12 protein-coding genes are annotated in these 11,636 nt (G+C 66.1%); all 12 read left to right on the forward strand.

The genetic code is table 11. The features are described from left to right. Nucleotides 1-114: 114 nt before the first annotated feature. The 12 genes from ACTOWJ_RS05930 (at nt 115) to ACTOWJ_RS05985 (ending at nt 11,634) form a co-directional block, all read left to right on the forward strand. Nucleotides 115-390 carry a hypothetical protein gene (locus ACTOWJ_RS05930; protein WP_441333674.1) on the forward strand — a complete coding sequence of 92 codons (276 nt, stop codon included), beginning with the start codon at nt 115-117 and terminating at the stop codon, nt 388-390. Further along, complete coding sequence (locus ACTOWJ_RS05935) at nt 383-934, forward strand: hypothetical protein (RefSeq protein ID WP_441333675.1); 552 nt, start codon at nt 383-385, stop codon at nt 932-934. Before ACTOWJ_RS05930 ends, ACTOWJ_RS05935 begins: the two co-directional genes overlap by 8 nt. Continuing rightward, nucleotides 927-2,552: a hypothetical protein gene (locus ACTOWJ_RS05940; RefSeq protein WP_441333676.1), complete on the forward strand. Its 1,626-nt coding sequence runs from the start codon at nt 927-929 to the stop codon at nt 2,550-2,552. The genes ACTOWJ_RS05935 and ACTOWJ_RS05940 overlap by 8 nt, the downstream gene beginning before the upstream one ends. Continuing rightward, the gene (locus ACTOWJ_RS05945; protein ID WP_441333677.1) at nt 2,539-4,509 is read left to right on the forward strand and encodes a hypothetical protein; all 1,971 of its coding nucleotides are present in this window, start codon (nt 2,539-2,541) and stop codon (nt 4,507-4,509) included. The genes ACTOWJ_RS05940 and ACTOWJ_RS05945 overlap by 14 nt, the downstream gene beginning before the upstream one ends. A 24-nt stretch (nt 4,510-4,533) precedes the next feature. After that, nucleotides 4,534-5,679 (forward strand): hypothetical protein, encoded by a 1,146-nt coding sequence (locus tag ACTOWJ_RS05950; RefSeq protein ID WP_441333678.1) that lies wholly within the window; start codon nt 4,534-4,536, stop codon nt 5,677-5,679. A 165-nt stretch (nt 5,680-5,844) separates the two neighbouring features. Beyond that, entirely contained in the window at nt 5,845-6,885 is a 1,041-nt protein-coding gene (locus ACTOWJ_RS05955) for a phage major capsid protein (RefSeq protein ID WP_441333679.1), read from the forward strand. Nucleotides 6,886-6,943: 58 nt separating this feature from the next. Next, on the forward strand, nt 6,944-7,288 hold the full coding sequence (locus tag ACTOWJ_RS05960) for a hypothetical protein (protein ID WP_441333680.1): 345 nt from the start codon (nt 6,944-6,946) through the stop codon (nt 7,286-7,288). Nucleotides 7,289-7,355: 67 nt separating this feature from the next. Then, nucleotides 7,356-7,745, forward strand: coding sequence for a hypothetical protein (locus tag ACTOWJ_RS05965; protein WP_441333681.1), 390 nt, complete (start codon nt 7,356-7,358; stop codon nt 7,743-7,745). A gap of 81 nt (nt 7,746-7,826) precedes the next feature. Further along, nucleotides 7,827-8,513 carry a phage adaptor protein gene (locus ACTOWJ_RS05970; RefSeq protein WP_441333682.1) on the forward strand — a complete coding sequence of 229 codons (687 nt, stop codon included), beginning with the start codon at nt 7,827-7,829 and terminating at the stop codon, nt 8,511-8,513. Beyond that, complete coding sequence (locus ACTOWJ_RS05975; protein ID WP_441333683.1) at nt 8,510-9,298, forward strand: hypothetical protein; 789 nt, start codon at nt 8,510-8,512, stop codon at nt 9,296-9,298. The genes ACTOWJ_RS05970 and ACTOWJ_RS05975 overlap by 4 nt, the downstream gene beginning before the upstream one ends. 9 nt (nt 9,299-9,307) lie before the next feature. Beyond that, the gene (locus ACTOWJ_RS05980; RefSeq protein WP_441333684.1) at nt 9,308-11,131 is read left to right on the forward strand and encodes a hypothetical protein; all 1,824 of its coding nucleotides are present in this window, start codon (nt 9,308-9,310) and stop codon (nt 11,129-11,131) included. Further along, entirely contained in the window at nt 11,116-11,634 is a 519-nt protein-coding gene (locus tag ACTOWJ_RS05985) for a hypothetical protein (RefSeq protein WP_441333685.1), read from the forward strand. The genes ACTOWJ_RS05980 and ACTOWJ_RS05985 overlap by 16 nt, the downstream gene beginning before the upstream one ends. Nucleotides 11,635-11,636: the final 2 nt, after the last annotated feature.

An 11,636-nucleotide genomic window follows, 5' to 3' on the forward strand; every position in this document is an offset into this window, starting at 1 on the left:
GTTGAACGCTCCAGCCCGAGGGCTATACCTGCGCGTGTGCGCCGGAAGCTGGCAGCGCACAGCCAATTCAATCGCAAGCCGAAGCCCATCGGCTCTTACTCCTGCCCGGACGACATGACCGACCTCGCCGCCAAGATCGCAGACCGAATCCGCAACAACCGCCACGACGCACGGTGCGGTAGCTACCTGCTCGCGTCCGAAGCGGGCCAGGTCTACGTGCTGCGCGAGCAGGGTGTTTCGGTGACGCGGATGGTCCAGGAGCGCGCGGCGTGGCTGGTGGGCTTCTACGCCGGCGACACCGTCGAGCGCCGCGTCCGGTGCCCGAGTTCGGATGAGATCGCCGACGACCTGGCGCAGCACTTCGACGACCTGGCAGGGGCCCGTGGCTAAGACTGGCCGCCCGACCGCGTTCAAGTCCGAGTTCACCGCCCAGGCGACGAAGCTCGCGGCCATCGGCGCCACCGACGCGGAGATCGCCGACTTCTTCGAGGTGTCCGTCCGGACCCTGTACCGCTGGGCGCAGGGGGACGACGAGTTTCGTCACGCCCTAAAGCTTGGCAAGGAGCCAGCCGACGACCGGGTCGAGCGCGCTTTGTTCGAGCGTGCCCGCGGCTACGCCTACACCGAGCAGCAGGCGATCAAGGTCAAGCGCGTCAGGTACGGCAAGACCGGCAAGCGGACGAGCGAGATCGAGTCCGTCGAGGTGGTCGAGGTTCGCCGCCAGGCGCCGCCCGACACCGTGGCCTGCATCTTCTGGCTCAAGAATCGGCGCCGGAAGGATTGGCGCGACAAGTTCGATCACGCTGTCCGCGGCAGGCTCGAGGCGACCGGCAAGGTGTCCGTGGCCGACCTGACCGAGGCCGAACTGCTTGCGATCGCCGCCGGCATCGACGAAGCCCAGGCCGCGCAGGTCGAGGCAGGCACCGATGGCTGACGGCAGCATCACCAGGCAACAGGCCGCGGCGGAGCTGCTGCGCCGCCGGCGCGCGCGCGAGTCGCTGGTCGCGTACAGCCAGGCAATCACCATCCCCGGCGCCCCGATGGCGGACGACCCGGACGAGTGGCTGTTTAAGCCGATCGAGACGACGGTCGCCGCGCACCACCGGCTGACGATGGAAGCGGTCGAGCGCTGCATCCGCAAGAGCATGGGCCGGCTGATGATCTTCGAGCCGCCGGGCTCGGCGAAATCGACCTACGCGAGCGTCGTCGCTCCGAGCTGGGCGATGGGCGCGTTCCCGGGCCTACGCGTGCTGATGACCAGCTATGCCGGCAAGCCGATCATCCGGCACAGCAAGCGGGCGCGGCAGATTGTCGCGAGCCGGGAATATGCCGCCATCTGGCCGGACGGCAGCATGTCGCCGAACTCGCCGCCGCCGCCTTCCGCGCTGCTGTGCAACGGGAGCAACGCCTCGGACGAATGGGAACTCGGCAACGGCTCCGGCCTGTTCGCCGCCGGTATCCTGGGCGGCATCACCTCGTCACGCTGCGACCTCGGGATCATCGATGACCCGGTCGCCGGCCGACAGGAAGCCGAGTCGCCGACCACGCCGGAGACGACGCGTCGTGCCTACGACGACGATTTTCTAACCCGCCTCAAGCCGCACGCGAGCGTCATCCTCATTCAAACCCGATGGTCGGAGAACGATCTCGCCGGCGGGCTGCTGCCGAAGGATTACGACGGCCGCAGCGGAATCATTCGCTGCCGCGACGGCGTCGATTGGGAGGTTCTGTGCATCCCGGCCAAGGCGGAGCGCCTCGATGATCCGCTCGGCCGCAAGGTGGGCGAGTACCTGTGGCCGGAATACATGCCGCGCGAGCATTGGGCGCAGCACGAATCGAAGCCGCGGACCTGGTCGAGCCTGTACCAGCAGCGACCGGCGCCGGACTCCGGCATCTACTTCAAGCGCGATTGGTTCGAGCCCTATCGGTACACCCGGCACGAGCTGCCCAAGCGCCTGCGCTTCTACCTGATCTCGGACTTCGCCGTCACCGAGGAGGAGATCGACAACGATCCCGACTATTCCGAGCACGGCCTATGGGGCGTGGACGCCGCCGGCGAATGGTGGGCGGTGGGCTGGTGGAGCGGCCAGGTCGAGACCGACGAGAGCATCGACGCCGCGTTCGAGTTCATCGAGGACAAGAAGCGCAAGCCGCTGCGCTGGATCGGCGAGCAGGGCGTCATCGAGAAGGCGCTCGGGCCGCACATCCGGCGCGAGATGAAGAAGCGCCGCGCCTACGTCAACCGCACGCTGCTGCCGTCCCTCGAGGACAAGGTCGCCAAGAGCCGCGCCTTTGCCGCGCTGGCGCAGGCCGGCGTCGTGCATTTCCCCGTCGATTGTCCGTGGGCGGACGCGGTGATCGATCAGCTCTGCAAGTTCCCGGCCGGTCGCTACAAGGACAAGGTCGATGTGTGCGGCATGGCCGGCCGCGCTGCGGATTCGATCGTTAATGCAGACCCGGCGCCAAGCGCCAGCACCACACCCGAAGTCAACACGCTCGCGTGGTTCGAGCAGCAAGAGGAGGAAGAAAAACGTGAACGTGTCCGATACTGATTCGATCGTGCCGGTGTCCGGTGCGGCGCCCGATCCTGGCGCCGACGACGCGGCCAAGCTCAAGCAAAACCAGGACCGCGCGCAGTGCCGGAAGTGGCAGAAGAAGGTCAAGGCCGCGCTCGACGGCGAGAACGAGGAGCGCAAGCGGTGGCCGCGCTGGCGCAGCTACGCCAAAGGCAACATGAAAGACGCAGCCGGCGCCGAGTACGCCGTCGATGCTCCGATCCTCAAGTCCGTGCTCGAGACGCAGCTCGCGCAGTTGTATGCGAAGAACCCCGAGGTCGCATCCGATCCGGTGAAGTCGGTCGGCGCCGAACGCGACGAAAGCATCCGCGCGTTCGCCGAAACGATCGAGATCGCCGAGACCAAGTGGTTCAAGGATGCGAAGGTCAAGCCGGCCGTGCGCCGCGCGATCCGGGCCGCGCAGGTCGTGCCGGTGGGCGTGCTCAAGCTGTCGCTCCAGATCGATAAGCGCCGCGACCCGGTGATTCAGCGCCGGATGAACGACTTGCAGGACAACATCGCGCGCATCGAGACCTTGCAGCGGCAGCTCGACGACCCGAACAAGATCGCCGAGCACGAGGAGAAGGCCGCGGACTTGCGCCAGCAGTTGCGCGCCGTGAGCGAGCAGGCCGACCCGAAGGTCCGCAAGGGCTTCGTCCTCGATCCGATCACGCTCGAGACATGGGTCGTCGATCCGGGCTGCTCCGAGATCATCGATCACCTCAACGCCGGGTGGCAGGCCAATTTCACGTGGATGCAGCCGGACGACGTAATGGACTCGTTCGGCCTGACCTGCGAGCAGGTCGATAAGTTGACCAGGTACAACGACCGCAAGGCCGACTCGGGGCCGGCGGCGAAGGTCGAACACCAGCCAGGTTCGGGCGATCCGCAACCCGGGTGGATCCGCGTGTGGGAGCTGTGGTGCAAGACGGATACCACCGTCTACACCTTCGGCGATGGCTTCGACGAGTACCTGCGCGAGCCGTACACCCCCGATCACCTGTCGGCGCGCTTCTACCCGTACTTCGTCCTGGGCTTCAATTGGCTGGACGCGGAGCGCTGGCCGCAATCGACGGTCGAGGGCTGCCACAAGTTGCAGGATGAATACTCGACCACGCGGTCGCGCCAACGCCTGCACCGCAAGCGCGCCATTCCGAAGACCGCGTTCAACGCGGGCGCGGTGCCGCCGACCGAAGCGAAAAAGGTCGAGCAGGCCGAGACCGGCGAAATGGTGGGCGTGCATCTGACCGACCCCGACGCCGACCTGTCGAAGCTGCTCGTGCCGATCAGCTATCCCAACATCGACCCGGCGCTGTACGACGTGGGCCCGATCCTGCGCGATCTCGAGCAGTTGGTCGGCCTCCAGGACGCGGCGCGCTCGACGATGGTCAAGGCCAAGACCGCGACCGAAGCAACGATCATGGACAACAGCTCGACCGGCCGCGGCGACAGCCAACGCGAGAACGTCGAGGAGTTGGTCAACGACATCGCGTGCGCGATGCTCGAGATCGGACTCAGCGCGTACACCGCCGAGGAGATGGCGCGGATTGCCGGGCCCAAGTCCATCTGGCCCAAGTACACCCGCGACGAGATTTTCGACATCGTGGACGTGGCGGTGCGCGCCGGCACCAGCGGGCGACCGGACACCGCGGCGGAGCGCGAGGCCTGGGCAACGTTGCTGCCGCTGCTGATGCAGATGATCGAACGAATCGCGCTGGCGGCTTCCAACCCGATGCTCGCCGCGTCCGGTGTGATCGAGGCCTATACCGAGTTGTTGCGCGAGTCGTTCCGCCGACTCGACGAACGCATCGATGTCGATCGCTTCCTACCGAAGGCCGTCGCGTTGCCACCGCTGGCCGTGCCTGGCGCTGGTGCGCCTGGTGTTGTCGGCCCTGCGGGCGTGCCCGTCCCGAACCCCGCCGCCGTACCCGCTCTCGCCGCGGCCGCCGCGTAACCCCACCCCCTGGAGCACAGCACCATGAGCAAGATCACCACCAACACCAGCCAGCCGGCGGCGCAGATCGCCATCGACGGCGAGGCCGGCCCGGACGCAGCCACCGATCAGCAGCAGCCGATCCAGAAGACGCCCGAGGAAGCGCGCGAGGAGCTGCTCGCGGAGATCAAGCAGGCCGAGGACAAAGTCACCGGCGGCGAGTCTGCGGCGCCGGCTTCCGCGGCGGCCCAGCCCAACGCCGGCGACGCCGCCGCGAAGCCGAACGCCGACGCCGCTCCCGCGGCTGGCACGCCCGGCGCGGATCAGCAGCAATCGGCGAAAGACGGCAAGGACGACAAGGCCGGCGACGGGCAGGGCGACGCAGCCGCCGGCAAGACCGAGGCCGAACTCGCCGTCGAGAAAGAAATCAAGGAACTCGGCATCGACAAAGAGAAGACGGCCGAGCGATTCCGCGACTTGTCCAAGCGTGCCGCCGACGCCGAGGCGCTCCGGCCGGTGGCGCAGCGGGCGCAGGAATGGGAGAACCTGGTCGTCGGCACCGGAGCCAGCCCCGAGCAATTCAGCATGGCATTGGGCGTGCTCAGCGCCTTCAATTCGAGCGACCCGGTCAAGGGCGAACGCGCGCTCGCGGCGTTGCGTGGCATGACGAAGGAACTCGAGACCAAGCTCGGCAAGTCCACCGACGAGGCCGGCGCCGACGTGCTGGCCCAGCACCAGGACTTGGCGGCCGAGGTATCGTCCGGCGACCTGACGCGCAAGCGTGCCGTTGAGCTTGCGGAGGCGCGGAACCTCAAAGCCTTGGGCGAGAAGCATGCCGATGCGGTGGGTACGCAGGACAACACCAAGGCCGCGCTCGACCAGGCCATCGCGGACACGGCGGCGCTAAACGCCGAGCTGAAAGCGAAGGATCCGCAGTTCGCGCAAAAGCTGCCGTTCCTGCAACCCGCGTTGGATGCGATCACCGCGACAAAGCCGCCGAGCGTATGGGTCGCCGAGATTCGCAAGGCTTACGAGAAGCTGCCGGCGCTGCCTGTGCCGGCGGAGCCCACGCCCACCCCGACGCCGAATCCCTTGCGTCCTGGCGGTGGCGGCGGCCGCAACCTGGTCGCCGAGCCCAAGTCCGCGCTCGACGCCGTAACGCAGGCGCTCGAGGCCGCCGGCCTGGGCTGAGTTCGTCCGTTGACTTCGCGGTGCGGTGTGGCATGTTGGCGCCGCGGCACCACCCGCCGCACCGCGAAAGGCTGAAATAGCAGGCTCGCCACCTGTAGCGCAGTTAGGGGCGTCGCGCACCTCGAACGCGGATGGATTCCTTCCATCTCTTTCGAGGACATCGCTATGCCGTACAGCCCCCCCGCACTCGAGGTCGCCGCCAAGGCGAGCATCGACTACCACCTCAAGAACGAGCCGATCGATCAGATCGCGCAGGAAAAGCCCCTGCTCAAGAATCTGATGGACGGCCGCAAGTCGTTCGCCGGCGGTTTGCAGTACGTCACCGAGCAGGTCATCACCAACTACGGCGAGAACGGCCAGTGGGTGAGCCACAACGACACGCTCGACTTCAACAACCGCAACCCGAACGACCAGGCCAAGTACATCTGGAGCACGTACCGCGACGGTATGGGTATCTCCGAGGACGAGGCCACGCAGAACGGTTTTATCCTGACCGACGATCAGAGCGCCAAGGCGACCGATGCCGAGCGCGTCGCGCTGGTGGACCTGGTCGATACCAAGATGTACGCCCTCAAGGAGGGCATGCAGAAGGGCCTCGACTTCCAACTGCACCAGGACGGCACGCAGTCGGCGAAGGCGATCCCGGGTCTCGACCTGTTGGTCGCACTCGATCCCACGACCGGCATCGTCGGCGGCTTCAACCGCGCGACCGCGGTGTTCTTCCGCAACTACGCCAAGACCGGCATCGTCGCCGCGAACATCCTGGACGAGTTGGAGGTCGGCGATCGCGCGACCAAGAAGAACGGCGGCGCCGGCAACCGCTACATCCTCGCCGGCGAGGCGTGGATCGACAATTACCGCAAGTACGCCAAGGAAGAAATCCAGCGGCACGTTGTCGTGTCCGGCAAGGGCGGCACCAGCCTCGACGGCGGCATCACCGAGCTTTACTACAAGGGCATCCCGATCATTTGGGATCCGACGTTCGAAGACCTCGACGCCGCCCTCGCGCCGCTCATCCCGTGGACCAAGCGTGCGTATCTGCTCAACAAAAAGCACATGAAGATGCGCCCGGTCCAGGGCCACGACTTCAAGCTCACCAAGCCGCAGAAGCCGCACAACCAGTACGTGCATTACTGGGATTACAAGCTCAAGCACGCCCTGTCGATGGACCGCGCGAACGCGCACGGCGTGTTCGCTATCGCCTGACCGCGGTTGAGCCGGCGCAAGCCGGCTCTCCCGTTTTCCCAATCCATCGGAGTTCGTTATGAAGCTAGTCACCGTTTTGGTTCAGCGCGACACCGTCGCGCAGATCCCGCTCACCGTCCGCGCCTACGAGGTGCCGATCCTCAAGCTCATTCACGGCAAGGCGATGGTCAACGCGACATCGGAGGCGGAGATCGAGACGCCCGAGGGCCTGAACGCCGAGGACGAGTTCGATCGTCTGTGCCTGCGCTACGGCTACAACGCCAAGCGCGAGACGCATTGGGCCGAGATGGCCTACGGCGACGGCGGCGCCGAATTCGAGGCCGCGTTCAAGAAGGCGACCGCCGTCGAGAAGAAGGCCGCCGCAGGCAATGGCGCGGGCGCCGCGACCGAACCGCCGAAGTAACCGCGTCAGCGGTGCAGCAATCACGGCGGCTCGGCTTTGGCCGGGCCGTTTTTACATCGGAGGCAGCATGCCGAACATTCTCGACCGCTATCCAAATGCGCGAATCCGCGTGAAGTTCGCCAACGCTTTCATCGATCCGGCGGATTACGAGAGCGAGGGAATCACCGTCACCGTCACGAACGGGGTGATCGAGCTGTCCGCGCCCGAAATGGGCGGCGGCGGCGGCGTCTACGACGTCGTGATCGAACCGCAGGGGCCGACGATTGCCGAGCCCGTGCGAGTGGTGGTGCTGGAATTTCCGGGCGAGTTGCCGGGCGAGTCGGGCATTAGCCTCGATGGAGTTCGCACACAGACGAGCAGTAATCCGCCCGATCCGCCGGTTCCGTTCCCATACCTCATCACCGATCAAGCCGGCTGGTTTTCCGTGGGCGTTTACGGCTCGATCCAGGGGGTCTAAATGGCATTCATCCTTCGAGTTCGAATCGACGTCGGCGAGGACTGCAATTTCAATTGCGCCTGCGACGACGAGTTCCCGCGTGTGACCCTGGCCGCGATGCGCAAGCGTCTGCTGCGCCGCCTCGGCTACTCCGCGCAGGCCAACAACCCGCCGCCCGGCATGGCGGATCTGCTCGACGACTTCATCCGTGAAGCGCAAACGTTGCTGTTCCAGCGGCCGACCGGCGAGTTCAACCTCGAGCGTTTTTTCACCTGGGATTTGCAGGAGGGCGTGCGCTTCTACGACCTCAACGCCAACGGCGACACGTGCCCGAAGATCCTCGCGCCGTACAAGGTGACGTGGGTCGGCATCTCGAACGGCTGCGACGACTGGCGGCGCCTGCGCGCCGGCATCAATCCCGAGCTGTACGGCGCCAGCTATGCCGGCCCGCCGGAGCGCTACGAGATCCGGCAATGCGTCGAGGTGTGGCCAGTGCCGGCCGATTCCGATTGGAAGCTGCGCATCAAGGGGCATTTCGCACCGCTGCCGCTCGAGGCAGACGAGGACATGACCTCGATCGATCCCGAGGCAATTTTCATGCTCGCCCTGGCGAACGCGAAAGCGCACTACAAGCACGCGGACGCCGGCAACTACATGAGCCAGCTCCGGACCTACCTGATGGACCGCATCGCCGGTTCGCACCACACGCGGCGCTATCGGCCGGGCGAACCCGATTTCATCGAAGACGACCGCCCGATCGTGGTCGCACCTGGCAGGGCACGGCAATGAGCGGACCGTGGGGCAGTCCGAGCGAAACCCTCACCTCGGCGAAGGCCGGCATCACGCGCCTGCGCGAGAAGGGCGGCGCTTCGCCCGAGACCCTGTACGAGCTGACGAACGGGTATGTCGATCAGGCGCGGTCCGTCGTGCAGCGGCCGGGCACCGTCCACGAGCGAGCGTTCGCCGGCACCAAGGGCTTTTGCACCTTCGCCGGCAAGTTCCACGTCTTCGCCTCGAGCGTGGTTGATCCCGGCGATCCGCGGTTCGTGGTCAACGTCGTTAAGCACCCGAACTTGAACGATGCGACGCTGCGCGAGATACATTTTGCCGAACCGTTCCTCGGCTATCTGTACGTCTCGGCCGAGTTCGACAACGGCGACACCTATCACTTTTGGCTCCAGGCCACGCAGACCTGGCAGCCGAATGCGGTCTATCGCGTGGGCGACGTGGTTCGGCCGAGCGTGCCGAACGGCTACGTGTACCGCGCGCAGCGCATCGGCCTGCCGTTCCCGGTGTGGGCGGCGAACGTCAAGCGTGCGATCGGCGATAAGGTCGAGCCGACCGCGGCCAACGTCAACGGTTTCTATTACGAAGTGATCGACGTGATCGGCTCGGATCCGCGGTCCGGCGCCAACGAACCGACCTGGCCCGCGGCGGACGGCGCGACCGTGTTCGAAGACTCGGGCAACCCGACGCCGACGCCACCGCCGACCAACGGCGGCGGCGCCCCTCCGCTACCGCCCGATGTCGCCGAGCGCTACGCGCGCGACGCCATCCGCCGCGGCTTCTCGTAAGGAGCAGAGATGGCCGTCCCTATTTGGCAGCCTGGACACCTGTACCAACCCGGCGACCTGGTGCGCCGCGCCACGGGTGGCGCGCGCGTGCCGATCCCGATCGCAAACGCCGACTTCGAGGACGGCGCCACGAAGTGGACCGTTGGCGTGTTCGTGGTCTCCTCGACCGACAAGTTCCAGGGCGCGAAGTCGCTCGAGTTCCCGGCCGGACCATTCGGAACCCACGTGTTCGAGCACGAGGACTATGTCCCGTGTGCGCCTGGGACCAGCGTCACCGCGTCGTGCATGGTCCAGCAAGGCGCGTCGAGTAACGGAAAGGTCGGCGGTAACGTGGACATCTGGTTCTACGACGCCGCGCACAACCGTATCGGAGGAGCCAACGGGAACAACGTCAACAGCGGGAGCGGCGGCTCGTGGCAGCGTTCGTCCGTCACGACCAATGCGCCGGCCGGCACTGCCTTTGTTCGCATCGCCGGCCACGCCACCCGCGCCGGCGAAAACAAGCCGCTTTGGATCGACTCGTTCGCGTGGAACTTGACGGACTCCGACCCGAACAACGCGCTGATTTACCGCGCGGTGCAGCCGCGTTCGGGGTTCAGCGGGTCGAGCGAACCGAACTGGCCGAACGTCCTCGGCGTGCGCGTGGACGACAACGAGGTCATTTGGGAGGCGATCGGTACGTCGCGCATCACCTGGCGTGCAAACCCCATCCTCAAGAGCGGCGGCGTCGAGCCGGTGTGGTCGTTGGTGATCGGCGGCGAGGTGGTGGACGGCACGGTGTCTTGGAAGGCCACGAGCCAACGGGTCGAGGATCCAAAGTGCCCGAACTCGAAAATCTTGCAGATCGCTGCGAGCAAGATCTTTGCGGCGGACGGCGACATCATCAAGCACTCCGCGACGGTCAACCCGCTCGATTGGTCGAGTGAGCGAGATGCCGGCTATCTCGCCTTCGGGTTGCAGACATACGGCGCCGGCAACCCCGCTCAGGCCCTCGGCCTCTACCGTTCAAACCTGGTCGCGTTCAATGCGATTTCGTTTCAGATGTGGCAGGTCGATGAAGACCCATCGAACAACACGCTGCTCGACGCGCTGCCGATCGGATCGACCGAGCACAAGGCGCTGGCGCCGGCGGCGAACGATCTATTTTTCCTGTCGTCCAAGGGCGTTCGCACGGTCGGCAATTCGGGCAACGCGCAAAGCCTGGCGACCGCCGACGCCGGCATGCCGATCGACGACCTCACCAAGCCGGCGATCGCCGCGGCCAGGGCGAGCGGCAAGCGGCCGATCTCGACCTATTTCCCGGCCGCCGGCCAGTATTGGTTGGCTTTCCCGGGCTACGTCGAGGGCGGCGGCAACGGCACGACGGTGTTCGTCTACACGATCACCCGCGTGGGCGCGGTCGGCGCGTGGAGCCGCTACGTCTTCCCGTTCCTGGTCGATCGCTTCGCGACGATGGGGGACTTTCTCTATATCCGCAGCGGCGACGACTTCCTGCGCGTGGATGAGGACGCGATCGACGATTTCGCCGGCGACCCGCGGCAGGCCTCGTTCGACTGCATCGTCCAATGGCCTTGGCTGGACTTCGGTTCGCCGGGCGTCACCAAAACGTTTTACGGCTTCGACCACGTGGGCGTGGGGTCGCCGTTCGTATCGATCGGTTACGACCAATCGAACAAGACCCGATTCACCGACCCGTATCAGGTGCCGGCCGACACCGTGCCCGGCGAGCCGATCGCGCTCCCGGTGTCCGGCCCGTCGTTCTCGGTGCGCCTGACCTACAACAGCCACGAACGATTCAAGTTCCAGGCATTCAACGTTTGGCTGACCACCTGAAAGATATGCACATGCTCAAGCCCCCCTCAAACCTTGTCGAATGCACGCTGCGGCACCTGATCTACATCTGCGATCGGGTGCGTCCGAACGAGCGCGATCAATTCGTCGCGCTCGGCTGGGCCGACGACTTCGTCCCGGACATCGTCGCGCACGGTCTGTTCGGCAAGGGCGGCCCGCGCTTCACCTGTCTGGCCGAAGACAACACGCCCGCGATCGCCGGCGGCTACGAGGAGATCGCCCCGGATGTGTGGCAGTCCTGGATGATCGGCACCCCCGAGGGCTGGGTCGAGCAGTGGCGCAACGTCACGCGCGCGAGCAAGTGGGTCATGGCCGGGTTGTTCCGGCAGGGCGCGCGGCGCCTGCAAACCTCGTGCATCGCCGATCGGGCGGACGCGATCCGCTGGTATGAAAAATCGCTGGGTCTGCGCCGCGAGGGCGTGTGGCGCCAGTTTGGAAAAAACGGCGAGGACGTGGCGCACTTCGCCCGCGTTCGGGAGGACTGACG

This window comes from Lysobacter sp. CA199, assembly GCF_052078715.1.
In the GTDB taxonomy this organism is placed as follows: Bacteria; Pseudomonadota; Gammaproteobacteria; order Xanthomonadales; family Xanthomonadaceae; genus Lysobacter.